Genomic DNA, 21,620 nt, shown 5'->3' on the forward strand with positions numbered 1-21,620 from the left:
GATCCGCGACGACATCCACGAAGCCTTCCTCAGCCTGGCCTGCGGCATCATCTGCTGGCGCCGACTGGTCAACCTCTCACTTTGTTAGGAGTTCTTAGTGCGCACCATCTTGCGGAACATGCGGACCATGTCCTTGTCGGCTCCGGTCACGTCCAGGACGACGCGCTGCTCTCGGCCGTCTCCGGTGGTGCGCACTGCGGTTGCGACGCCGCGGAGCATGCCGTCCAGCTTGGACAGCGGCAGGACAGCTTCCTGCTCACTGCCCTCGCCGATCACGGCGAGCGTCGGCCCGGTGGTGATGCCGCCGTCTGCCAGGTACGGGATGTTCGGTGTATTCAGGGTCAGGCTGGGGATGTCGACGCCCAGGATCGAGCCGCCGCCGAGCGTGAAGCTCAGGTTGTTCCACTTCCAGATCAGGAAGTTGATCGAGTCGATGAACGCGTTCTTGATCCCGTCCCACATGCCGCTCGCCGCGCGGGAGATCCGGCCGGGCAGGCCTGCCACCCAGTCGACGATGTCACCGAACCAGCCGGCCACCTGGCCCGGTACCGCGGCCAGTTCGTTGATGTAGGCCATGACGTAGTCGACGCCCTCGCCGACCTTGGTTTCGATCCAGTCCCAGGCCCCGCCGATCTTCTCGCTGATCCAGTCCCAGACGCCGGAGACCTTCGCGGTGATCCAGTCCCAGGCCCCGGACAGCTTGCCCACGATCCAGTCCCAGGCACGCCCAGTGGCCGCTGCGATCTCGTCCCAGTAGACGACGATCAGCACGATGATCGCGATCAGGGCGATGATCCCGGCGATGATCCACGTACCGGGGAACGCCCAGAGCGCGGTGTTCCAGGCCCATTGGGCGATGACCGCGATACCGATCGCCAGTGCCAGGCCCAGGAGGATCGGCACCAGGATCTTGATGAGTCCAGGGTGCTCGGCCATGAACTCGCCAAGCAGCGTCAGCGCCGGCATCAGCATCTCGCCGAGCGTCGTCGACAGGGACCGCCAAATGGCGTCGAGGGACTGCGAACCCTCCGAGCTGTCAGTGAGTCCCTTCGCCGCCCCGGCCGCGTCGTCCAGGCCAGTCGCCGCGTCAGCGCCGGTGGCCTTCAGGTTCAGCAGGCTGTTGCCCATGTCCTCACCAGGGCCGCCGAACAGGGCCGCTTGGAGCGCAGTGCGTTCGGTCTGGTCCTCCACACCGCGCAGGGCGGTGGTGACCTGGTCGAAAGCCTCCGTGCCCTGGCCGGTGTTCATGAGCTTCTGGATTTCCTTGACGTCCAGGCCGAGATCCGCGAGGGGCTGCTTGACCTTCTCGGTGTCCGCCATGAGGAGCGTGAACTCCTTGAGGGCGTCACCCATCTTGTCGAGCTCGAACGTGGGGTTCTTCGCAGCCTCAGTCAGCAGGCCCATCATCTCCGGGCCGGTGAACCCCATCTGATCGAAGAACTCGCCGTACTCCTTGGTCAGCGCAGGCAGTTCTTCCCGGAACGCCGGCGGCAGCTTCTGAGCTGTGGCCGTCAGCAGGTCCATCGCCTCGACGCCGTCTTTCGCCATGCCCGTCTTGATCAGCGTGCCCATGGCTGCAGTGCTCTCGCCCACGTCGAACTCGAACGTGTCGGCGAGCGCGAGCGCCCCCTTGGTCATCTGCTGCAGCTCGGCATCCGTGGCGTTACCCATGCCGCCGATGTTGGTGCTGACCGCGCCGATCGCCTCGTTGACAGAGTCGATCGACTCACCGAAGCCGAGGGAGAACACGTCACCGGCGAGCTTTCCGGCGCGTGCGGATTCGTCCCTCGTCAGACCGAGCTGGCGGGTCAGCTTCCCGTTGGCGGTCGACGCGTCCATGGCGCTCGCCAGGCCGACCGCGAACAGGCCGCCCACCGCGGCGCCGGCGGCCGCCGCCTGGATACCGCCGAGGCTGTTCTCTACGTCGTCAGCTGCGCCTTGCGCGCCGGTGGTCAGCTCCTCCGTGTCGATCCCTACGCCCACCAGCAGTTCCGCCAGGGTCTGCGCCATCGTCACCGCCTCCTTCCTGCGTGAGGTCGGCGCCGCCGAGGCGCCTGTTCATCGTCTTGACGGCGGCGAGCATGTCTTCCCAGTTCATGGACTGCTTGGCACCCTGGTCCCACTGGGGCAGGAAGTCCTTGGGCTCGGCTTTGCGGCCCTTGCCGCGGGCGGTGTTGGAGACGGTCGCGGCGAGGATGGCCATGTGAAGGTCCGCGCGCTCCGGACCGAGCGGGCCGGAGATCCGCTCGTAGGCCATCCACTCGGTGAGCTCCCGCGAGCTGCAGCGGGCCAGCAACTCCCGCACGGTGCAGCCCAGCTCGAGCGCTAGTCGGTGGTAGAAGCGCCGCTCTGGGCGGCGTCGGAGTTTCCCTCTGCGTCCTCCACGTCTTCCTTGCGGAGGCCGGACAGGCGCTGGGCCACCTTCATCAGGCGTTCCATGACGGCGCCGTTCTTCTTGCCCAGGTCCTTGACCTCCTTGTCCGTGTACAGGCGCTCGAAGTTCTCGTCGACCAGGGACTTGGCCAGGAGCTTCGCCATCTGGTCGGTGAGGTTCAGCCGCTGCACGGAGCCGTTCGAGCCGGTCACGATCAGGGACGACTGGTAGGCGTTGCGCTCGGAGCCGGACAGGCCGCAGATGCGCACCTCGCCGCCCCACTCGGGGACGTCGACGTCTTCCCACTGGCGGTCATCGGCCGCGTTGATCTGGTCTTTGGTGAGCAGAGCCATGATGATCCGTTCCTAGGAGATGGTCGGCTTGCCGGAGATCTTGAAGGTGAGGGAGGCTGAGAGCTTGTCGTCGTAGGGCGCGGACGGCTCGAAGCCGGTCAGGATCGCCTTGATGGCCCAGGTCGTCGCGGGTGTGTCCGGGAAGACGATCTGGTAGTTCCGCGGCGCGGTGTCGTCGAAGTCGTCCACCAGCACGTCGTGCACGGCCGGCTGGTAGTTGATATCGACGCTGACCTCGCCCGCATCCTTGAGCCCGCCGAGGAACTCCATGTAGGCGTTCGGGCTGCCGTGCGAGGTGACGTCGATGGTGTTCCGGGACAGGCCCGGACCCGACAGGTTGGTGATGTCGGCGAGCGCGGTGAACACCTCGGGTCCCGCGCCGTCGCCGCGCTTGAGCTGTACTCCGAAGCCGTCCATTCCGGCCATGGCTGTCTCCTGTTCTGCGCATGAGAAAGCCCCGGGCCGCACGGCTCGGGGCGGGGTGTTCGGGGCGGGGTCAGTCGGACTGTTCGGTGACGACTCGGTACCGCAGGACGACGTGCCGAATGTCGCCCGGGGGCTCCGGGTCGGTCAGCGTCTGCGAGAACTCGAAGCGGGTGGCGATCCAGTCCAGGCCGGTGATGGTCAACGGCTGGTGATCCAGCAGTGCCGTGATTTTCGCCGCGATGGCCAGGCCCTTGCTGTGGCCGCGGTACTTCGACCACACGTGCAGCGTCACCACGGTCTGCCGGCCGAAGCCGCCGTGCCGATTGTCGGGCGTCTCGACCGCCTCGCCGATCACCACGAACGGATAGGTGACGTCATCCTCGGGGACGTAGTCGAACACGCCCGTGATCGTGCCCATCAGCGGGGAGTTGCCTGTCAGCCGGTTGTAGATGGCCTGCTGTACCGGCAGCATCGGGGCCGGGGCGGTGGTCACGACAGGTCCCTCTGTATCTCGGTCCGGACCCGGTCGGGGAACTTGCCGCGCTCGGTCTCGGTCGCCGGCCCCAGCGCTGGCTTGGCGGGGATGCGGCGGGTTCCGTGCTCGTGCAGGGACGCGTACCAGTCGCTGCGGTCCCGCCAGCCCACCTCGGCGCGCAGCCCGTCGTCTTCCGGGTAGAAGGCGACTTTGTCCCGCAGGTTCCCGGTGTCCACCCGCACGCTGCGGCGGGTGTCCTCCCGTATGGCTACCGCCGAGTCCCTCACCGCGCGCTTCGCGGCGGCCAGGATCGTGGGCGCGAGTTCCTCCAGGCGGTCCCGCAGTTGGTCGATTCCCTCGATCGTCACGCGGTTGCCACGTCGGGCCATGTCAGCCTCCTGCTTCCTGGATCAGCTCGCAGAGGGCTTTCGAGTACACGGGGCGGGACGGCTGCACGACGGACAGCGTCCGGAACACCTGGGCCTGGCCCAGCCCGTCCGTGCCGCGCAGCTCGTCGCCTCGCAGGACGTCCGCGGTGGGCAGCAGGAACACGTCGTGCGAGTGCTTCGAGCCCGCCTGTGCGGCCGTCAGCCGCTCGGTGGGGGACGGCTGGTCGACCTTGGCCCGGACGGTGCCCTGCAGGACCAATGTCGTCTCCTCCCCGCCGGCCCCGTCGCCCACGGTCGTCGGCCGCCACACCTCGAGCTGCCGGTTCAGGTGCCGGCCGATGCCGCTCACCGCGACCTCAACAGGTCCACGCCGCCGCCGAAGCGAGCCGCCAGGCGCTCGCGCAGATACTGCGGCAGGTCCATCTCGGTGATGCGGCCGTCGTTGCCGTAGGTGGCGGCCCAGTCCCCGAGCCGCTCGGACGTGAGGACCTTGTCTGCGGCCAGGCCCGTGCCGCCTTCCTCCGAGCGGTACGACACGAGGGCGGCCGCGGTCATCCGGCACACCAGGTCGACGATGTCCGAGGGCACCGCCGCCATGCCGTGTGTGTAGGTGACCTCCACCTCAGACGGCCCGCCGCACGCGGTCCAGCCGGCGGCCCGCCACAGTCGCTGTGAGCGCAGCCGCCAGTCCGTCACCGCCACGCCGTCCAGCTCGACCGTGGCTACGGCGGAGATCGGCAGACCAGGCAGCTTCAGCCGCTGGTCCGCCTCGCCCTCCACCGTGACCGTCGATGTCGTCTCCGAGATCGGCGTACCGGCCGCCTCACGCACGGCCGTTGATGCGACGTCCAGGTACACCGCGACGATGGCGGTCTCCGAGGCGTCCACGGTCAGGCCGCGGGCCTCGAGGTCGGCCACCGTTGCCAGGGGTTCCAGTGCCACGGTGGCCTCCCGTCAGCTGGCCATCTCGATGAGATCAGCCTTGGTGTAGTTGGACGCGTCCTCGATGGACATGTGCTTGGTGCGGGCCACGTGGGCGACCCACTCGGACTTCGGCGCGTTGACGCCGGGGCGGTCCGGGTCCACGGCAGGGGCCTCGGGCTCCCGCGGCGTCTCCGCACCGGCCTCGGCCTCCGGCTCGGGCGTGGCCTGCGGCTTGTCGTCCGGGTAAGACCACTCGCCGGTCTTGAGTCGCGCCCTAATGTCCGCCTCGGTGAAGGCCGGGCCGACGGTCACCATGAACAGTGCGCCGGCCGGGCCACGGAGACGGATCTCGTCACCGTTCTTCATCAGATGATCACGTCCGCCGCGGCGAGGCCGGTCGGGCGAACGACCTTGCCGCCGTACAGGTGCAGGCCCTTCACGATGTCCGCGAAGCCCTTCTCCTTACGGGTCGCCTCGGTCTTGTTGATCTGCTCGGCGAACGTCACCGCGCCGCCGTACCCGGCGATGATGAGCTTGCCCGCGCCCGCGCCCGGACCGTTCGGGGCGTTGTTGGACTTGCGCAGGGAGAACCCGGCGGCCGAGCCGATGACGCCGTTCGCACGGGTCATCGCCGCCGCGTCGTCACCGGCGGACACGAAGCGGGCGTCCTTCTGCAGGAGGCCGTGGAACTTCGGCGTGACAACCGCCCAGCGGCCATCGGACGGGACGTCGTCTTCGTCCAGGCGGGTGCCCAGGTCCACCAGCAGGTCGTAGGCCGCGGCCGCGGTGGACAGGGTGGCCTCCGCGATCAGGTTGCCCGCGTCCACGCCCGCGGCCATGAGGCCGGCGACGTGCGTGTCGGCGACGTCCCGCAGCTTGTAGGCCGCCTTGCGGGCCTGCTCGGTGAGGAGCGCGCCGCCGTTGCGGGCCTGCCGCTTCTCCACGTCGTCGACCTCGAACGCGAAGTACTTGGACTGGTTGATGAGCAGCGTCAGGTCGGCGTCGTCGACGTCCTCGATGGTGATGTCCGTGTGGGCCGTGTAGGTACCGATGGTCGGCTCGGCCAGGGACGTGATGTGGACGGTGTCGCCGTACTGGGCGATGTCGCCCTCGTAGTCACGGTTGACGACGCCGGGGGCGCCGTAGACGTGAGCCCTCTCCAGCGCAACCAGGAGTTCGGCGGTCCAGACTTCGGGGATGAAGGCGCTAACGGCCATGGTGGGTCTCTCCTCGCTTGCCGCCGGGTCTTAGCCAGCGGCTCCGAGCGCGTCGTCAAGGCGGCCATCGGCCTTGGCTTTGACGATCTGCGCAGGTGTCATGGTTTTGAGGTCCTGCCTGGACAGCTGCTTGGGCCGAGGCGCCTTGCGCGCTGCTCCGCCGTCGCCAGTGCCCTGGAACCTCTTCGCCGTTGCGGCAGCGAGGTAGGGCTTGGACTTGATGAGATCCTCGATCGCTTCGGTGACCTCGTCGCCGTCGATGTTGCCGTCGTCGTCGACCTCGAACTGGTCGAGGTCGATGAAGCGGTAGGCGTCGGCGGGGTCCGCGAGCTTGCCCGCGGCCGCAGCCTTCACCTCGGCCCGGATGATCCGGGCGTTGGCCTTCGCGAGAGCGTCAGTCTCCGCCTTGCGGCGGACCTGCTCTGCCTCGTCGACGCCGTCCTTGTCGGCCAGGCGCTGCTCGAGCTCCCTGGCCCGGTCGCGCTCCGCCCGCCACTTGCCCTTCATGGACGCGAGCGCCCGCTTGCCCTTGTCGCCCAGGTCCTCGGCACCGTCGGGGTCCGGCTCGTCGCCGTCCTGGTCTCCGTCGGCCGGGTCCGGCTCGTCCCCTTCGGGCTCGTCGCCCTCGTTGGCGTCTGGGTCCGGCTCGTCGCCGTCGGCGTAGAAGACGGGCGACCACGGGCTGGCCGGGTACGGGTGAGCCCACCCGGGCGCGTGCGCGCGGGCGTGGCGGGGCAGGGTGTTGCGGTCCATAGGGGACTCCCGTTGCGGGTGTGGGCCCGGGCGTTGCGCGCGGGCGTCAGACGATGTAGCTGTGCTGCCGCAGTAGCCGCACCGCGTGCTCGCGGTTGTCGGACAGGCGGAAGATCTCTTCAGGCATCAGGCGTGGCGTCTTCGAGACCCGGTACCGCTGGCCGGGCACCTTCTCGAAGTTCTTCAGGCGCTTCCCGGCGATGCCCCGGCGCGTGATGCCCTCGCTGGTGGTCTGCAGCTTGCGGCCGAACACCGTGGCTGAGCTCATGCCGCGGCGGGCGTTGACGACCTGCGCAATGTCCGCGCCAGCGTCGATCGCCTTCACGGCCGCCTCGCCGAACGCCTTCTTCTTCTCGGCATCCGACATCGACTTGAACACGGTCTCCACGCTGGTCGGCTTCGGCCGGTGCTCGCGGGTCACCGGCTCCATGCCGCAGGAGCAGCGAGGATGCCGGGCAAAGCCCGTGCTGACGCCGTACTCGCGTCCCGCCAGGACCAGGCAGCGCGAGCACGCCCCGCCCTCCACGACGCGCACGTAGGACGTCACAGCCGGACGGCTGATCATCCCTACCGAGTCGGCCGCGCGGCCCGTGTCGGCGATGGCCGTGCGGACCACCGCATCAAGCAGGGCCTGACCGTGCGCCATGGACTGAGCCACCGGCTTCCCTTGCGTGACCAGTCGCAGCGCGGCCCACATCGGGGCCATCAGAACCTGCGCCATCGGCCGGCCGCTTCCGTCCACGCCCACCAGTGCGGCGGGGTTGAGACTGTCCGCGTCCGGGCGGTCTGGATCCGAGACGCCCAGCAGTGCCAGCAGCCACGGCTCGGTTGTCTGCGCGGCCGCCAGCTGGCCGCCCGACACGATCGCCAGCACGCGCACCAGCAGCCGGAGCCACGACGTATGGATGTTGTCCCGGTCGATCTCACGCCAGGCCTGGTGCGTGGCGCGTGCGGTGGCGTCGGCCAGGCGGCGCCTCGCCTCCATGTGCGCGACCGCCTCGGGGGCCGGGCTCATGCCGCCGGCTCCTGGTCGTCCGTCGCGCCGTCATCGGGCTGGGCGTCTTCGGTGGGCATCGGGCCGGCGCCGCCGGTCATCTGCCGGGTCAGCTCGGTGACCGGGTCGGCCTCGAGCTCGGCCTGCCGCATGGCCACCACGTCGGCGACCTCAGTCGGGGTGAGCCCGTACCGCAGGGCCAGCCACTCGAAGGGGAAGCCCAGCTGCTTCAGCTTCAGCAGCGCGTCCGCCATCTGCGCGTGCGAGCGCGACTCAGCATCCGCCCACAGCACGCGGCCCGAGCGCAGCGCGTCGGCCTTGGCGTCCTCACCCTTGGCCAAGGCGATCAGGCGTGCGGCCTCACGCAGGCCCTGCCCGGCCCAGATGTGCTTCTCCTCGACCCGCTTCACCAGGCCGGTCTCAGCGGCCAGCAGAGCGCCCTCTCCGAGGTTGGCCATCTTGCCGATCAGGTAATGCTGGGGGGTCCTCGTCTGGGCGGCGAGGTGCCCGACGGCGACCTCGATCAGGCCCGTGTACATGGTGAGGTTGGCGGCCTGCCACTCGCCGATCCGGACGTCCTTGCCGTTGAACATCATCACGCGGTCCACGGCGAACTTCTCGATGTCCACGGGCTTGGTGCCGACGACCACGCCCTCGGCGTTGAGGACCGGAAGCACGGGCCGTTCGGCGCCCATGATGACGCGCTGCGGGAAGCTGGCGTAGTCCGAGGCGGTAAACAGCTGAGCCCACAGCAGGTTGATGGCGTCCTGCATGGCGACCACCCCGGTCACGTCGCTGATGGGGTCGCCGGCCAGGACGGGCTTGTTCGGCAGTTCCACCATCGGCACCACGCCCATGGGGTTGGGCTGCGGGTTCGGCTCATCGCCCATGTCCCGCGGCTTCCACCGCTTCAGCTCCTCGTCGACGTCGACCATCTGCGGCGACTTGTCCTCGCTCCTGGCCATGTGCGGGCGGCAGAACTTCCACACCTCGTTCGGCAGGTAGAGCGTGGCGAAGTCCTGGCCGCCGTCCTGCCAGCGCTTCAGCGCCGCCCTGCGCTCCCGCCGCGAGCCCGGCTCGTAGGCGACGATGCACTGGCTGGCGTCCTCGAAGGTGACCACCGGCATGTCCGGGTCATTCGGGTTACCCCACACCAGCACGAAGGATCGGCCGCTAGTGACCGCTCCGAGGAAACCGAGCTGGGAGTCGGCATCGAGGCCGTTGACCTGCCACACCTTCCACAGGTCCTTGTCGGCCGACATCTCACCGGCCGCCTGAAAACCGGTGACGGTCATCCGCTCCACCGGGGAGTCCGCCACCACCTGAACCCAGTTGTCGCTGAAGTCGCGGTACCGGTTGCCGTGGAACTTGGCGAACTCGTCCGAAGCGAACTTCAGCGGGTGATCGCCCCGGTAGTAGGCGTTGTGCCTTTCGATGTCGCTGCTCCGCCGCATCAGCTCGGCCTCGAGCAGTGACACCAGCTGGAGAGCCCGCTCCTCCGTGGCCATGAGCCCTCCGTTCAACTGCCGTAGTAGTAGGACTGCTGCCGCTCGGCCAGGCCTGCGGCGATGACGTCACCGAGCGCCTCGTGAGCGAGGATGCTCGGGATGGTGGCGTCGATCTTCTGAGTAGGGCTCGCCTTGCGGAGCACGTACCGGTCCATCGGGCGCGTGGCCGCGCGGGTGTTGCCGATGTGCGACTCGGTGATCGGGCAGCCGTCGTGTGTGAACCCGTCTGCGTCGCGCTTGAGCACGTCGGTCCGCAGCCGCTCACACGCCGAGTGCATCTGCACGATGCGGCGCGTATGCCAGCGGATGACGCGCTCCTCCCCGTACAGGTCCACCCACTCGTCGATCTCGGTGTCCCAGTACGGTGGATCCGCGTACAGCCGCACGACGTCGTACCGGTTCATCAGCTGATCCATCGCCGCTCGGACTTCAGCACGCGGGACCTGGCCGTCGTGATCGGCCGGGTTCCAGATCGTTGGCTCGTCGGCGTCCCCGAACAGTGGGGTGAACTGGTAGCCGTCCATCGTCTCGGCCCGGATCGCTGTCCAGTCGTCCATGTCGGAGCCGTCGAAGCCGAGGACGATCCGGGTCATCGGCCGCACGCGCTGCGGCTTGGCCTTCGCCGCCCACTTCGCCAGGTCCAGCCACGATGCGGAGCCGGCCACGCACCGGTTGCCGTAGAACCGCTCTGCCTGCGCCGGATCCTTCTCCATGATCTCGGCAGCCTCGGCCTCGATCGCGTCCAGGTCGACGTGTGTTGATCCCGCGTAGACGATGCTGTGAATCTTCCGGCGCTGGCGCTTGTCCCCGTAGGACAGGGACTTCGGCGCCTGCGGGTGGTAGCGGAAGATGTCGCGCGCCTTAGCCTCGGACGTCGTCTGCGCCACCGAGTTCTCCGACGGGTCCCACGCGTTCGAGGTCTCCATCGACCTGCCGCCCATGCCCGACAAGCCGCGGCGCTGGGTCTCCGCAACCCTGCGCAGCTTGTTGGCCGTGGTGTACAGGCCAGTCTCGTCCTGCATGGCGAAGTTGATCGGGTTGCCCAGCCGTGACAGGGCGGACGAGGTGACCACGTCGATACGGCCGTCGTCGCCGATACGCGTGAACTCCTCGCCGACCCGCATCACCTCGGACAACGGGCCCAACTTCACCATCGCCTGCAGCGGCCGGTACACGTTCGCGACCTGGTCCTCGGACGTGGCCGTCAGCTGGATCAGCGGCGTCGGCCACGGCACGCCCATCGGCTCGCCCGGCTGGTAGTCGTACCACCAGCCGCAGCCGCAGCCGTGGTCAGAGCACCGGTACCTCTCGCCGCCCTTGGCCCAGCCGTCGAACACGACCGGACCGCGGCCCTCGGCCAGCGTGATAGACGCCGACCACGGCCCCTTGCCCGTCTTCTGCGGAGCAACGATCTGGCTACGGCGGTAGTGGAACGCCGGCGCCAGCTGCCCGACACGCGCCGTCGGCTTCACGCGGTAGTGGTTGGCCATGCACCACAGCTGCCACGGGTACAGCACCAGGTCCTCGCCCTGGCGGAAGCCGTCCGGGATCGGGCAGTGGGCTTCGATCCAGTCCGGCACGATCCAGAGCGTGGGGAAGTCGACGACGAACTCGGGCCCTGCGTCAGGCCCCTTCGCCACTGGGCACGACCTTCAGCCGGTCACGGGCCGACGGACGCCGCACCGCAGGGCCCTCGGTGGTCGGCAGAGTCTCCAGCTCCGCGGCCGGCGCGATCCGCCACCGGTTCCGCAGCATGCCAGCCACGCTCAGCCCCAGGCTGTCGAGGTACGGCCGCACCATCTTCTTCACGTCCACACGCGCGTCCGGCTTCTCAGCCTCGGCGAGCGTCCGCGCGAACAGAGCGACCTCGAGCACCTGGCCCAGGTCCTCCCACATCTCCGCCTGCGGCTTCGCCCACAGGTCCGTCCAGATGTCCCACTCCCGATCGGTCGCCTCGGTCAGCGGCCACTCGGGCAGCTCACCGGTACGGCCATCGGCTGGCAGCGTCCGCCACCCAGCCTGGTCGGTCTTCCGGTTACGTCGCAGGGCGTTCGGGTCCGGCGCCGGACCCGACGCAGCATGTCCGCCACGCATCTCGATCACTCCTCAACGCTGCCTTGCGCAGCACCGATCGCCGTCACCTTGCGTCACGGCTGGTGGACCCTCTGACCTGACGGACCAGGCAGCGCCCTCCCCCGCGCTGTTCCGCCCCCAGCTCGGCGGGGCCACCCCCCTGGGTCGAGCCGAGCCGAGCTCACGGACCGTGACGTGATCACGTTCCCCAGGTCTCTTGGGCGGTCTTGCGGCTGTGGTGCCGCTTGCTCATGGCCTGCCAGTTGGCTGGGTCGTAGCCGCGGGGGCCGAGCGGTCCGAGTCCGTCGATGTGATCGACCTCGGTTGCCACGTCCCTCTGCAGCGGGAGTAGGGGCGAGCACTCGTCGCACTCGCAGTACGGGTGGTCGCGCAGGTACGCGGCGCTGGCGTCTCGCCATCGCCGGTCGTATCCGCGGGAGTGGGGGGTGGGTCGGTCTGCCCTGGCGTCGGCGAGGCAGGGGGGGCATCGTCCGCTGGCCGTGAGGTTCGGGCAGCCGGGCGTCGGGCAGACCTGCATGGCCTTGCGAGGCACAACAGCCTCGCTCTCAGGGGCAGGTGACCGCCAGGTGCGGCCAGCTGGTGGGCTGTTCGGTGCGGTCGCTGTGCCCGGCGTATGCGTGCTCGTCGCTGTACCAGCGGGCTCGGCATACGTAGGTGGACGCGTCCTCGGTGCGCATGACCTTGAGGTAGTACAGCTGCAGGTGCGGGCCGTTGAGGCTGGCGGCGTAGTCGCGGATGGCGGCACGGGCCTGGCCCTCGGTGGCGCCGGGCAGGATCAGGTCTGCGCTGCCTGATGTCTCTGCCCGGGTCTCGTTGGCCACGGTGTACGCCGGCGAGCTGGTCGTGCTGCAGGCGGTGGCGAGGAGCAGGGCGAGTAAGGCGGTGGTGCGGCGCATGGGTCCCCCAGGTGTTCGCGTGGGGGGTGTGCCAAGGATGTCAGGTTGCGAGCGCTGGGGTACGGCGAAGGCCCCGACCTGTGGGGATCGGCAGGGGCGACTGCGGCGACGAGGAGGCGGTAGGGGCGCCCGTTGCGGGGGTTGCCAGCCACGGGCGCTCACCTCCCTGCTACTTGGCGGGCACTGTCCATTCCCGCGGGGTGTCGAGTTCGACGGGGGCGTATACGACTGTGGCGGGTCGGCTGTTGCCGGGGACTGCGAAGACAACCTTGCCGCGCACGCACTTGCCCTCGGCGAGCTTCGTCTCGGCGGCGTACTCGGGCTTGGGGAAGTCGTCGTAGGTGGTGCTGGACGATTCGATGCGGGTGCCGTCCTCGTAGGACAGCGTCCACGGGTACGTGCTGGCGGTGAAGGTTCCCTTGCTGCTGCAGGTCTTGAGCTCGAGGGCGGCCCACTCATAGCCGTTGGTGCCAGCGTCTTCGTCTGCGGACACGATCGAGCGGATGCCCTGCTTGTAGCTGAGGACGGTCTCCGAGCCCTCGATGGCCACACCTTCAGGGGAGGTGCCCTCGAACTCCCAGGCGTCCCCGAAGTTGAAGACGGTGACCTCGGTGGGGCTGGGCGCCGCCTCGGGCTCGGTGGTGGCTGGAGCAGCGGCGGGCGTCGTGCTGTTCTCCGCTTCCGGGGCTGCGTCGCTGCCGCAGGCAGTGAGCGTGGCCAGCAGGAGCACGGCGGTGGCCGCGGTGGTTCTGGTGCGCATGGTCCCCCCAAGGACGTTGCGTGATGAGAGTGGTCATCATCGGGCACGTGGGGTGATCACGTCACAGGAACGGCGAAGGCCCCGACCGGAGGGATGGTCGGGGCCTTCATGAGTCCTGGTCAGCGGTATGCGGGCACGCTGGACATGCCCCGAGTGTTACACCCTGCGATCTAGCGGGTCAAGCCGACTTGACTGCACGGGGCTGCAGTTCGTGCAGGTCGACCAGGGCGCGGCCGTCGCGGTCGTGGCCGTGGTGGGTGAGTTTGCCGCGGTGGAGCCAGACGCGGATGGTGCCGGGCTTGATGCCGGTGGCGGCTGACGCGGCGTAGGGGTCGACGAGGAGCGGCTCGGTCATGGCTCCATGGTCGCCTTACGGACCGGCCCGCGGAACGCTGCCAGCACAACATCCCTGCTGGCGCGAAAGCGGTGCCCGCAGTCAGGGAACGTCAGGTCAATCTCCGGTACGTGCTTGTGGGACTGCACGATCTCAGTCGCTGCTGCTCCACACCCGGGGCAGGGCGGAAGAGTCCGAGCGGCGCCGAGGACATCCCCAAGTCCCTTCAGGACAGTTAGTTGGTGCTGCTCGATGCCCTGGTGGAGCTCGATGAGTTGGGCGGTTGTAAGGGGCCGGACTGCGTGGGCGTCGGTCATGGGCTCATCCTCTCGTTAATTAGTGGCTGTGCGGCGGGTACCACCAGCCGCAGACGGCGCAGTACACGTCTGCGGCGAGGGTGATCAGGGCATGGATATGGCGTCGCATGGGGTCTCCAGGGTGGTCTACAGCCCGGTCTACGGGCGGTCTGCAGCCCCTTCTCCGCCGTCTTGACCTGCGTCTACACCTTCGGAAGGGGTGTCTACGGGCTGGGAGAGGAGGTTGTTGATGTCGGTGGCTTTGATGCCGCTGCGGCCGGTCGTCTCGCCGATGCGCAGGCTCTTGTGGATGGGCACCTGGCAGTGGTTGAGGAGCGCGCGGAGGCGCGCGTCGTCGAGGTGCGTTGCGTCGAGCCTGGCTTGGAACTCGTCGTACAGGTCGCGGAGATGGATGCCTGGCCGGTCGCCGATGAGGTGCTGGATGCCGAGGAGGAACCGGCGTTGGAGCTCCTCGGCTGTGGGCGGTATGGGGCGGCCGGCTCGCCAGGCTGCGATGCCGTAGGCGGTGGCCGCGGCGGCGAGGAGGCGCGGTTCCTGGTTGACGGCGCGGACGGTGAAGAGCGCGCCGAGGCCGAGGCCCGCGACACGGCCAGGAGTGTTCCGGGTCTTGACCCAGTTGCGCAGCCTGGCAGCGAGTTGGTGGTGACCGCGGCCGATGCGGCGCGGGTGGATGCGGTGTGCGGCCCACCGGGGCCTCCCGTTCCCGAAGGCGGGGACGGGAGGCAGTTCGAGGGTGTCGGCCTCGGGGTCGGTGGCCATGGGCGTCAGACGTTGCCGGCGAAGGTGGCGAGCATCTGGGCGAAGCTGGCGAAGAGTTGGCCGATCATCGTGCCGAGTTGTGTGCCGGAGAGGGACAGGCCGAGGCCGAGGCAGACGATGCCGGGCCCGAGGTGGAGCTTCTTGGTCTTGTCGCCGTGCTTGAACATCCACCAGGCGATGCCGGACAGCACGATGATCAGCAGGACGGAGATGGGAACGGATCCGCCCGGTCCCGCGGGCGCTGCGGGTGCGGCCATGGTGTGCGCGTGGGCGGTGTTGATGGCGGCGAGCAGGCTGGTCTTCACGGTCGCGGGTCCTTAGTACGAGAGGTAGACGGTCAAGCTGATGAGGAGGAGTGCGGCCAGCGCAGCGCGGCCGATGAGTTGGTGGGCGGCTGAGTCGCGGGGCAGGATCCGCAGGAGGAGGGCGGCGGCGATGAGTCCGGGTAGGCCCCAGTAGCCGAGCGCGTGATACGTGAGCATCAGTGGCTCCGGTCGGGTGTGACGGGCGGGGTGCTGGCCGTGGCGACGGGTATGACGAAGCACGCGGCCAGGCCCCTGCAGAAGGTGTTGGAGTGCGGGCTACTGGCTGGGTGGTGTGGGTGTGCGACGGGCCGAGGGCGGCGTATGACGCGGTCCGCTGGTTCCGTGTGACGCCGGGGGCGGCGTATGACGCGCGGTATCACCCGCGTCATACCGGCCGACCTGATACGCGAGGATCCACGGCTGCTCACCCTCGGGAACGGCGCCCGCGGCCCACGCCTGCCGGTAGGCGGACGCGATGAGTGATACCGCGTGCTTGACCGCAGCGGAGGCGGTCATACCCGCAGCCATCATCACGGCCAGGTCCTCGTGCAGCTCCTGGTCCGTCTTCACGGACAGGCCCTTTCCAGGCAGCGGAGGCGTACTCACTGGCCCTCATTTCGCGCGAGGATCACACCGAGCTCGCGGGCCATGGCCCGCAGCGTCGCGGCGTGCTCGACCAGGGCCGCGGCGAGCTCGTCGAGTTCGGCTGGGGTGAGGGTCTGCCCGAACCCGCCGAAGGCGACGGACACGCCCATGTGCAGCCCGCCGAGCGACGGGACGTATGGGTAGCTGACGAGGGCTGCGGTGAGCATGTCGTGCCCGCGGAAGCCCATGACGACGTCCGGGGCGCTGTGGATGATGTCGTCCCGGTAGCCAGGGGGTCGGTCGTCGTGGCCGGCGCACCAGACGGGCTCCGGGATGGTGACCGGGCCGTGATCGGTGGTGGGCACCGTGACGGTACGCGGGGTGCTCACTCCTGGCTCCCGTCCTCGTCGGTCCGGGCATAGGTGCGCATGAGGGTGCCGCCGTCGGGGAGTTCGACGAACTGCGGGTGGTCGAGAAGCGGCTCGTCATCGGTGGGCGCAGCCTGCGGCCGCGGGCTCCCGGCGGCGCGGTAGCCGATGGGCGGGTGCTCGGCGAGGCGTTCGCGCAGGTAATCGGTGGTCCACTCGATGCCGAGCGGGTGGCCCTCCAGCGTGCCGCGCAGCGCGATCACGGCGTGCATGACGCGGTCGGCGAGCACCTCGCCGTGCTTCTCGCTGTCGCCGGCCGTGGCGGGGTGGGGGATGTCGAGGGCTTCGACGACGGCCGCGAGGAGATGGGCCACGGGCTCGGGCAGGTTGCTGCTCATCGGGCGGTCACCCCATTGGCGATCAGCCGCAGGAGGGCCGCGTACTCGCCGCGGCTCTGCCCCTCGCGGACGGGCGGGGCGGCGGCGAGGAGGTCCTGCTCGGCGGCGAACGCAGCCTCGGTGGGGCCGTGGAGTCGCTCGGCAAAGACGAGGGCCTGCGCGAGGCGGGTCGGCTCAAGCATCTCGGCGTACGGCCGGTGGTTGCTGAGCCTGTCGGCAAGCTGGCCGAGGAGGGTGATCGTGTCGTCGCTGAGGGCGAGCGGGTTGGTCTCGTTCACCGGGCACCGCCGGTGGGGGTGATGCGGCCAGTGACGCCGGCCTCGGTGGCTCGCACCGTGGTGGTGCGGCCGCCGTGGTGGCGGATGATACCGACGGCGATCAGACGCCGGGCAGGCGTGGGTGGGGCCTGGCGTGCATTTCGTAGTGCCTTAGCAATACGATTTGGGTGGTCCATGAGGAGGTTCCGTCTCTCTCGTGGGCGAGTTCCCGGGTCGGCGTTCGTGCGCCGTTCGGGTGCCGGGTAGCCACCCCTCGGCGGGCGGTGCAGTCGCCTTAGCCGGGGGGCCTACTTGTTTTGTTGATCTTCAGTTGGGGAGTGGATCGGCGGTGCAGTCGCCGGTCCGTACTCGTTGATCGCTCTTCGCACTGCGCGGACGTCGATCCCGATCTCTCGGGCGACAGCCGACTTGCTGCCGAGTTCCAAGACGCCCTCCGTGAAAGCTTTCGCTCTCCTTCGGGCGCTTGCTGCGATCTCGCCTCGCAACTCGCGCTGCCGCTGATTCTCAGCCTCAACGCGCTCGCGCCAATTGGTAGTTGGCACGCGACCCACATTACTAGGACGGCACGTCCTAGGCAAGCGACGTGCGGGCTTCCTGCCGCGCCTCGTCGAAATCCACCAGGCCCTTCAGCGACACCCAGGTCGACGGGGGGAAGGAGCAGAGGCACCAGCTGCACGTGATCGCCTGCTCCCCGGAGCGGTAGCGCAAGACGGCCCCGCAGATGCTGCCGCTCACGTCCACCGCCGGGCATGTCCCGATCCGGGTACCGCGCGCGGCCGGGTCGCGTGGATCCACAATCGAGATCACGTCGCGTTCGAGGTCGCGGATCTCCTCGGCGAACTGGCCCGCCATTGGCCAGCTGCTGGAGATCCACTCGATGTTGAGGCGCAGCCCGCGCGCTGCGGTGACGATGCGTCGGCCGATGTCGTGGGCGACTGCGGGCTCGCTCCAGCCGCGGTCTTCCTGCATGGCGCTGCGCCAGTCTTCGAGGATGCCGACGATGCCACCGGGGCCGCGGAGGTTGAACGCCGGTTCTGAGGCGGGCATGGGTGCGTCCACAGCCTGTGTACGGCCGTACTGCGCGCTCGCTCGGCCGCCGGGCTGGAGGAACGCGGCGAGCGCGACGTACAGCTTCGGCATGCGGTCAAGGCGTTCGGCGGTGGCCCGGGTGCAGCCGGGGCAGAGGCAGCCGTCGGTCTCGTTCCGCTCGCACAGCAGGCAGGCGTTCATCGCGACATGCCTCCCGTGCGAATGGCAAACGCGTGGTTGGCGATGGCCAGGGCTGCGGCCTTCGGCAGGGTGGTGCGGGCGCAGCGCTTGCACGGCTTGCTGGGGTCGCCCGTGCGCCGGTGCCGACAGCGCTGGTTGATGCTGTGGTACATGCGGGTGATCGCGGCCCGTGCCGTGGCCTGCTGCTCGTCGGTGGAGTGCGCCAGCCCGAGGCCGAGCCTCACGGCGATGGCTTCGGCTCCGGGGGTGAGCGGGGCCTTGAGTTGCATGGGGTCGGGGCAGCTTCGGGCGAGGTCGGCCAGGAGGACGGTGGCGATGCCTCGGCTGCGGTGATCGGGCGCCACGTAGATGAGCTCGACGGAGCGCCGGGGGAAGTCGATGGCGCAGAAGCCGGCGGGCTCGCCGTCGATCCGGATGATGACTGTCTCCAGCCATGTGGCGACGGGGACGCCGAGGGCGAACTCGCCGGTGCGCTGCAACTCCTCGAGGAGGAAGGCCTCGTACATGGCGGTGAGCGTGGTGACGTCATCGTCCGCGTAGGGGTTGAAGGACTCCGTGGTCATGGACTGCTTCTCGTTCATCCTGTATGGCTCCTCGGGTGTGGGTCCCAGGGGGGACGGAGGGGGGACAGGGGGACAGGGGGACAGGGGTCTGTGTCCCGGCGGCTCGCGCGCTACGCAAGTCAAAGAAATTTCTTCTCTTCTCTTTATTTATGCTGGTCAGAGCGTTAGTTGAGCTTTGGATAGTTAGCGGGTGTAACGAATCTTGATTCGGGAGCCCGGGGAAGGGGGGACATGTGTCCCCCCTGTCCCCCCCTCGCGTCAGGAGGGACGGGACCGGCCAGCCGCGAGCTTGCCGCCCGAATCCACCACCCAGTCCCGCAGAACCGCCAGGGCGATTCCATCGCCGATGTACTTCTTGTCTCGGCCGGCGAACTTGGCCCTGACCTCCTTCCTCGTGGTCTCGCCGCTGGCGTGCACGAGGCTCGCGAGGCGGACCGAGACACGGTCCACTTTCTTGTCGACACGCGCCTCGTCCGCGGCGAGCCGGGCCTGGTCGAGGCGGACCTCTTCCACGATCCGGGCCTGCGTGCGCTTCTCGGTCTCGGTTCGGCGCTGCCTCTCGGCGTAGGCGATGACCCAGTCCCGGGCGGCGCAGGACGCGCGCCAGACCATTTCGGCAAGGGCCCAGTCGTCGGCCGTGACGTGAAGCCTGCCGGACAGGATGGCGAGCAGCGACGAGACCTTGATCTTCATCAGGGGTGCGTGGGAGTCGAGCGGCCCGGGACCATCCGGCAGGGATTCGCCGCGGGCGTTGGCGAGGTCGATCCGGCGGAGCTCGGTGGTGATCTGCGGGTCGAAGGTGATGTGTGTCGTGCTGGTGATCAGCTTTTCGCCGTCGGTGGTGATCGCGTTGCGCCACTCATGCAGCTCGCCGGGCCATGGGCACGGTTCGTCCGGGATGGACGGGTCGTTGACGACGCCCCACAGGAACCGCTGCGGGGTGCCCTCGGCGACCTCCTCGAAGAGCGGGGCCGCGGTCTCCGGCTGGAAGCCGACCAGCAGCCCGAGGCTGTACGAGCCGCCCGGGATGTAACGGCTGTTGTCCTTGCTGGCATTGGTCTGGCCGAGGGTCTGCCCGACGGCAGCGCTGCGCAGCGTCTCGCCGAGGGTGGAGCCGGAGCGTTCCGTCATCAGCCGGGTGAGGGTGGCGCCCTCGTCGACGTAGAAGAACGCGTTGTGTCGGACCTGCGCCCGGACAGTGGCCATGACCGGATCGCCCTTCTTCGGCCCGCCTTTGTGGATCTCGCCCGTGGATTCTTCGGTGGTCCCCATGAAGACTTCAGCTATGCCCTCGCCAGACCCGATGGGCAGCCCGTCGCGGAAGTCCATGCGTCCGTGTGGGGTGAGCAGGCGCTTGCCGACCTGGACACCCGTGGACTTTCCTGCGCCGGACGGGCCGACAATCGCGGCGAACAGGTTCAGGGACACGAAGTCGGCGACGCCGGTGTCCGCGCGGATGAAGTGCGGCACCATGCCGGACAGCCGGGCCAGCGTGGCGTAGAAAGCGACGTCGCCCGAGCGGTTGCGGGAGTGCGCGGCCTGCCGGATCTGCTGGAGCTCCGGCCTGGCGGCGTAGAACTCCTCAGGCAGCAGCCCCGGCATGCGCCGCGACTCGGACGGCTCGTCGTTCGCGTGACCGTGCTCCGGCTCCGGCTCATCAAGGGCCGCCCACATGTCCTCTTCCGGCGGGGGCGGCGGATCCTGACGCGGGGTCTCGGTGCGCGGCGGCCGGCACCGGCGCTGAACCTCGGCGAGCAGCGGCGCGGGCAGCGACCGGGCCGCGGGCGAACACGGCTGGTCGTGCGCGGCCCGCAGGACATCGCGGGCCGCCTCGCTCTCGTTCCCGCTGTAGTGCAGGTGTGCCCACAGGGTGGGGACGGTGAGCTTGCGACCCGAGGGCTGCTGACCGACGGGCAGGCCGGACCGCTCGGACCAGTTGACCGCTACGTGGTCGTCGCAGATGAGGCTGTAATCGCTGTCCGCCGCGCCCTCGGCTCCAGCCGGGCGCAGCCACTTGTCTCGGCCGCCGCTGCTGCCGCGGTACGTCCAGCCCGCAGGCTCCAGCACATCGCGGAACGACAGACCAGCGGCGAGGATGTCGAACACGCTGGCGCCGGTGCCGAGGCCCGCATGGGTGCGTGCCGCGCGAGGCGGCGGCACGGTTGCCCGACCGGTGCGCTCGTCTTGCCTGGCCCGCTTCTCGGCCGCCGCTTTGTCGAGCACAGCCCGGGCGTTCGGCTCCAGGTGCGCGACCGCCTTGCGCATGACGTCGAGCGGGACGAGCTCGCCCGAGCCCACCAGACTGGTGGTCGTCCGCTGCTGGTCACCCTTGCGGTTCACGGTGCCGGGCAGGCGCATGAGCCGGTCGAGGTTGCCGACCTGGGTGTCCCACCCGCAGCCGTGTCCGTACGCCGTGGCACCGAGTACGGCTTGCAGTCCGGCGGTGATCTGCTCGGTCGCGACTCGGTCGGCTTCGTCGCTGATGATGTGCGGCTGGTCGAGCATCCACACGGGGTTGCAGCCGCCGCCGGACAGAACCCAGCCAGTCGGCTCGGGCAGGCCTGCGGCGAGGACGATGTCACGGACGTGTTCGGCGTCGGCTGGGTGGGGCAGGTCGTCGAGGCCCGGCTTGTGCCCGAGCTTGCCGAAGTCGCCATCGGCCCACAGCCAGGTGACTGCGTGGGCGAGCTCCTTTCCGCCGCGGCCCTTCGGCGGGTCTTCGCGGAGCGTGGTGACCTGGCTGTAGATGCCTTTCGGTTGGCGTCGGTCGAGCTGCATGACGTAGGCGGTGGCGGCCGCGATGCCCGCCTCGTCGGTGGGGAAGCGCCGGCCGACCCATTTGTCGGCGTCGGAGCAGATGCTGATGAGACCGGGCACGCCCTGGTACTGGTACGCCAGCGTGTCGCGGATGAGTTTCTCGTCCGCGGCTGGCTGGTGCTGGGCGTCGGTCACTGGTGTACCACCTCGGGGAAGAAGTACGCGCCGCCCGGTGTGCCGACGCAGCGGGAACGGCGGATGCACAGGCGCGGCGTTCCGGCGTGGCCGGCGGGGTGGATGTGCTGGCAGTCGCAGTACGGGCAGTCCACGACGAGGAGGAGCAGGTGGCGCTGCTCTCGGTCGGCCATGTCCGGCGTGCCGGTGGTGACGATGCGCGCGTGTGCTGGGGCCAGGCCGCGCGTGGGAGCTGCGGCGGCCGGGGCCTCGCCGAAGAGCGGGGGTGCGGTGGGGTTCACGAACGAGTGGCTTTCTCTCGTGCCGGAGGGGTGTTCGTGGTGCGCGCTCGGGCCCGGACCACTCCACAGGTCCGGGCCCGGGCGCGC

Annotated in this window: 30 protein-coding genes; all 30 read right to left on the bottom strand. The window is 69.2% G+C overall.

Translation table 11 applies throughout. The annotated features are described in order from the left end of the window. Nucleotides 1-84: 84 nt before the first annotated feature. On the bottom strand, nt 85-2,010 hold the full coding sequence (locus ACWDO5_RS28805; RefSeq protein ID WP_450533303.1) for a phage tail tape measure protein: 1,926 nt from the start codon (nt 2,008-2,010) through the stop codon (nt 85-87). Further along, nucleotides 1,928-2,305: a phage tail assembly protein T gene (locus ACWDO5_RS28810; RefSeq protein ID WP_450533304.1), complete on the bottom strand. Its 378-nt coding sequence runs from the start codon at nt 2,303-2,305 to the stop codon at nt 1,928-1,930. Before ACWDO5_RS28810 ends, ACWDO5_RS28805 begins: the two co-directional genes overlap by 83 nt. Nucleotides 2,306-2,325: 20 nt before the next feature. Then, on the bottom strand, nt 2,326-2,727 hold the full coding sequence (locus ACWDO5_RS28815) for a hypothetical protein (protein WP_450533306.1): 402 nt from the start codon (nt 2,725-2,727) through the stop codon (nt 2,326-2,328). Between the two features lie 12 nt (nt 2,728-2,739). Then, nucleotides 2,740-3,153, bottom strand: a complete 414-nt coding sequence (locus ACWDO5_RS28820) for a phage tail tube protein (RefSeq protein WP_450533307.1) — start codon at nt 3,151-3,153, stop codon at nt 2,740-2,742. A gap of 70 nt (nt 3,154-3,223) precedes the next feature. Continuing rightward, a complete protein-coding gene (locus ACWDO5_RS28825; protein WP_450533308.1) occupies nt 3,224-3,646 on the bottom strand; it encodes a DUF3168 domain-containing protein in 423 nt (140 codons plus the stop codon). Further along, nucleotides 3,643-4,017 (bottom strand): HK97-gp10 family putative phage morphogenesis protein, encoded by a 375-nt coding sequence (locus ACWDO5_RS28830; RefSeq protein ID WP_450533310.1) that lies wholly within the window; start codon nt 4,015-4,017, stop codon nt 3,643-3,645. The genes ACWDO5_RS28825 and ACWDO5_RS28830 overlap by 4 nt, the downstream gene beginning before the upstream one ends. Before the next feature lies 1 nt (nt 4,018). Continuing rightward, nucleotides 4,019-4,366: a phage head completion protein gene (locus ACWDO5_RS28835; RefSeq protein WP_450533311.1), complete on the bottom strand. Its 348-nt coding sequence runs from the start codon at nt 4,364-4,366 to the stop codon at nt 4,019-4,021. Continuing rightward, a complete protein-coding gene (locus ACWDO5_RS28840) occupies nt 4,363-4,959 on the bottom strand; it encodes a hypothetical protein (RefSeq protein ID WP_450533312.1) in 597 nt (198 codons plus the stop codon). The genes ACWDO5_RS28835 and ACWDO5_RS28840 overlap by 4 nt, the downstream gene beginning before the upstream one ends. Nucleotides 4,960-4,971: 12 nt before the next feature. Further along, nucleotides 4,972-5,307: a hypothetical protein gene (locus tag ACWDO5_RS28845; RefSeq protein ID WP_450533313.1), complete on the bottom strand. Its 336-nt coding sequence runs from the start codon at nt 5,305-5,307 to the stop codon at nt 4,972-4,974. Then, on the bottom strand, nt 5,307-6,158 hold the full coding sequence (locus ACWDO5_RS28850; RefSeq protein ID WP_450533314.1) for a N4-gp56 family major capsid protein: 852 nt from the start codon (nt 6,156-6,158) through the stop codon (nt 5,307-5,309). Before ACWDO5_RS28850 ends, ACWDO5_RS28845 begins: the two co-directional genes overlap by 1 nt. A 30-nt stretch (nt 6,159-6,188) precedes the next feature. Beyond that, entirely contained in the window at nt 6,189-6,911 is a 723-nt protein-coding gene (locus ACWDO5_RS28855) for a hypothetical protein (RefSeq protein ID WP_450533315.1), read from the bottom strand. A gap of 46 nt (nt 6,912-6,957) precedes the next feature. Beyond that, the gene (locus ACWDO5_RS28860) at nt 6,958-7,926 is read right to left on the bottom strand and encodes a VG15 protein (protein ID WP_450533317.1); all 969 of its coding nucleotides are present in this window, start codon (nt 7,924-7,926) and stop codon (nt 6,958-6,960) included. Then, complete coding sequence (locus ACWDO5_RS28865; protein ID WP_450533318.1) at nt 7,923-9,413, bottom strand: phage portal protein; 1,491 nt, start codon at nt 9,411-9,413, stop codon at nt 7,923-7,925. The genes ACWDO5_RS28860 and ACWDO5_RS28865 overlap by 4 nt, the downstream gene beginning before the upstream one ends. A gap of 11 nt (nt 9,414-9,424) precedes the next feature. Further along, complete coding sequence (locus ACWDO5_RS28870) at nt 9,425-11,053, bottom strand: hypothetical protein (protein WP_450533319.1); 1,629 nt, start codon at nt 11,051-11,053, stop codon at nt 9,425-9,427. Then, nucleotides 11,037-11,507, bottom strand: coding sequence for a hypothetical protein (locus tag ACWDO5_RS28875; RefSeq protein WP_450533320.1), 471 nt, complete (start codon nt 11,505-11,507; stop codon nt 11,037-11,039). Before ACWDO5_RS28875 ends, ACWDO5_RS28870 begins: the two co-directional genes overlap by 17 nt. Nucleotides 11,508-11,685: 178 nt before the next feature. After that, the gene (locus ACWDO5_RS28880) at nt 11,686-11,817 is read right to left on the bottom strand and encodes an HNH endonuclease signature motif containing protein (RefSeq protein ID WP_450533322.1); all 132 of its coding nucleotides are present in this window, start codon (nt 11,815-11,817) and stop codon (nt 11,686-11,688) included. Between the two features lie 235 nt (nt 11,818-12,052). Next, nucleotides 12,053-12,403, bottom strand: a complete 351-nt coding sequence (locus ACWDO5_RS28885; RefSeq protein WP_450533323.1) for a hypothetical protein — start codon at nt 12,401-12,403, stop codon at nt 12,053-12,055. Between the two features lie 169 nt (nt 12,404-12,572). Then, nucleotides 12,573-13,163 (bottom strand): hypothetical protein, encoded by a 591-nt coding sequence (locus ACWDO5_RS28890; RefSeq protein ID WP_450533324.1) that lies wholly within the window; start codon nt 13,161-13,163, stop codon nt 12,573-12,575. Nucleotides 13,164-13,341: 178 nt separating this feature from the next. Beyond that, complete coding sequence (locus ACWDO5_RS28895; RefSeq protein ID WP_450533325.1) at nt 13,342-13,518, bottom strand: hypothetical protein; 177 nt, start codon at nt 13,516-13,518, stop codon at nt 13,342-13,344. A 434-nt stretch (nt 13,519-13,952) separates the two neighbouring features. Then, on the bottom strand, nt 13,953-14,573 hold the full coding sequence (locus tag ACWDO5_RS28900; protein WP_450533326.1) for a hypothetical protein: 621 nt from the start codon (nt 14,571-14,573) through the stop codon (nt 13,953-13,955). A 5-nt stretch (nt 14,574-14,578) separates the two neighbouring features. Continuing rightward, nucleotides 14,579-14,878, bottom strand: coding sequence for a hypothetical protein (locus tag ACWDO5_RS28905; protein ID WP_450533327.1), 300 nt, complete (start codon nt 14,876-14,878; stop codon nt 14,579-14,581). 12 nt (nt 14,879-14,890) lie between these two features. Beyond that, nucleotides 14,891-15,055, bottom strand: a complete 165-nt coding sequence (locus tag ACWDO5_RS28910; RefSeq protein WP_450533328.1) for a hypothetical protein — start codon at nt 15,053-15,055, stop codon at nt 14,891-14,893. Between the two features lie 99 nt (nt 15,056-15,154). After that, complete coding sequence (locus tag ACWDO5_RS28915; protein WP_450533330.1) at nt 15,155-15,484, bottom strand: hypothetical protein; 330 nt, start codon at nt 15,482-15,484, stop codon at nt 15,155-15,157. Continuing rightward, nucleotides 15,481-15,852: a DUF6907 domain-containing protein gene (locus ACWDO5_RS28920; RefSeq protein ID WP_450533331.1), complete on the bottom strand. Its 372-nt coding sequence runs from the start codon at nt 15,850-15,852 to the stop codon at nt 15,481-15,483. The genes ACWDO5_RS28915 and ACWDO5_RS28920 overlap by 4 nt, the downstream gene beginning before the upstream one ends. Continuing rightward, nucleotides 15,849-16,229: a hypothetical protein gene (locus ACWDO5_RS28925; RefSeq protein WP_450533332.1), complete on the bottom strand. Its 381-nt coding sequence runs from the start codon at nt 16,227-16,229 to the stop codon at nt 15,849-15,851. Before ACWDO5_RS28925 ends, ACWDO5_RS28920 begins: the two co-directional genes overlap by 4 nt. Next, nucleotides 16,226-16,507 (bottom strand): hypothetical protein, encoded by a 282-nt coding sequence (locus ACWDO5_RS28930; RefSeq protein ID WP_450533333.1) that lies wholly within the window; start codon nt 16,505-16,507, stop codon nt 16,226-16,228. Before ACWDO5_RS28930 ends, ACWDO5_RS28925 begins: the two co-directional genes overlap by 4 nt. Before the next feature lie 570 nt (nt 16,508-17,077). Next, nucleotides 17,078-17,737, bottom strand: a complete 660-nt coding sequence (locus ACWDO5_RS28935) for a hypothetical protein (RefSeq protein WP_450533334.1) — start codon at nt 17,735-17,737, stop codon at nt 17,078-17,080. Beyond that, nucleotides 17,734-18,318: an N-acetyltransferase family protein gene (locus ACWDO5_RS28940; protein WP_450533335.1), complete on the bottom strand. Its 585-nt coding sequence runs from the start codon at nt 18,316-18,318 to the stop codon at nt 17,734-17,736. Before ACWDO5_RS28940 ends, ACWDO5_RS28935 begins: the two co-directional genes overlap by 4 nt. Before the next feature lie 240 nt (nt 18,319-18,558). Then, entirely contained in the window at nt 18,559-21,252 is a 2,694-nt protein-coding gene (locus ACWDO5_RS28945; protein ID WP_450533336.1) for a hypothetical protein, read from the bottom strand. Further along, on the bottom strand, nt 21,249-21,620 hold a 372-nt coding region (locus ACWDO5_RS28950), incomplete at its 5' end, for a hypothetical protein (RefSeq protein WP_450533337.1). The genes ACWDO5_RS28945 and ACWDO5_RS28950, both read right to left, overlap by 4 nt.

The organism is Streptomyces sp. NPDC000880, from assembly GCF_053599675.1.

Bases quoted from the DNA above. Each gene is read 5' to 3' on its own strand.
- ACWDO5_RS28855 (WP_450533315.1), bottom strand. From the start codon at position 6,911: ATGGACCGCAACACCCTGCCCCGCCACGCCCGCGCGCACGCGCCCGGG.
- ACWDO5_RS28890 (WP_450533324.1), bottom strand. From the start codon at position 13,163: ATGCGCACCAGAACCACCGCGGCCACCGCCGTGCTCCTGCTGGCCACG.
- ACWDO5_RS28845 (WP_450533313.1), bottom strand. From the start codon at position 5,307: ATGAAGAACGGTGACGAGATCCGTCTCCGTGGCCCGGCCGGCGCACTG.
- ACWDO5_RS28875 (WP_450533320.1), bottom strand. From the start codon at position 11,507: ATGCGTGGCGGACATGCTGCGTCGGGTCCGGCGCCGGACCCGAACGCC.
- ACWDO5_RS28830 (WP_450533310.1), bottom strand. From the start codon at position 4,017: ATGGCCCGACGTGGCAACCGCGTGACGATCGAGGGAATCGACCAACTG.
- ACWDO5_RS28865 (WP_450533318.1), bottom strand. From the start codon at position 9,413: ATGGCCACGGAGGAGCGGGCTCTCCAGCTGGTGTCACTGCTCGAGGCC.
- ACWDO5_RS28805 (WP_450533303.1), bottom strand. From the start codon at position 2,010: ATGGCGCAGACCCTGGCGGAACTGCTGGTGGGCGTAGGGATCGACACG.
- ACWDO5_RS28900 (WP_450533326.1), bottom strand. From the start codon at position 14,573: ATGGCCACCGACCCCGAGGCCGACACCCTCGAACTGCCTCCCGTCCCC.
- ACWDO5_RS28850 (WP_450533314.1), bottom strand. From the start codon at position 6,158: ATGGCCGTTAGCGCCTTCATCCCCGAAGTCTGGACCGCCGAACTCCTG.
- ACWDO5_RS28895 (WP_450533325.1), bottom strand. From the start codon at position 13,518: ATGACCGAGCCGCTCCTCGTCGACCCCTACGCCGCGTCAGCCGCCACC.
- ACWDO5_RS28935 (WP_450533334.1), bottom strand. From the start codon at position 17,737: ATGAACGCCTGCCTGCTGTGCGAGCGGAACGAGACCGACGGCTGCCTC.
- ACWDO5_RS28860 (WP_450533317.1), bottom strand. From the start codon at position 7,926: ATGAGCCCGGCCCCCGAGGCGGTCGCGCACATGGAGGCGAGGCGCCGC.
- ACWDO5_RS28820 (WP_450533307.1), bottom strand. From the start codon at position 3,153: ATGGCCGGAATGGACGGCTTCGGAGTACAGCTCAAGCGCGGCGACGGC.
- ACWDO5_RS28925 (WP_450533332.1), bottom strand. From the start codon at position 16,229: ATGAGCAGCAACCTGCCCGAGCCCGTGGCCCATCTCCTCGCGGCCGTC.
- ACWDO5_RS28940 (WP_450533335.1), bottom strand. From the start codon at position 18,318: ATGAACGAGAAGCAGTCCATGACCACGGAGTCCTTCAACCCCTACGCG.
- ACWDO5_RS28910 (WP_450533328.1), bottom strand. From the start codon at position 15,055: ATGCTCACGTATCACGCGCTCGGCTACTGGGGCCTACCCGGACTCATC.
- ACWDO5_RS28815 (WP_450533306.1), bottom strand. From the start codon at position 2,727: ATGGCTCTGCTCACCAAAGACCAGATCAACGCGGCCGATGACCGCCAG.
- ACWDO5_RS28885 (WP_450533323.1), bottom strand. From the start codon at position 12,403: ATGCGCCGCACCACCGCCTTACTCGCCCTGCTCCTCGCCACCGCCTGC.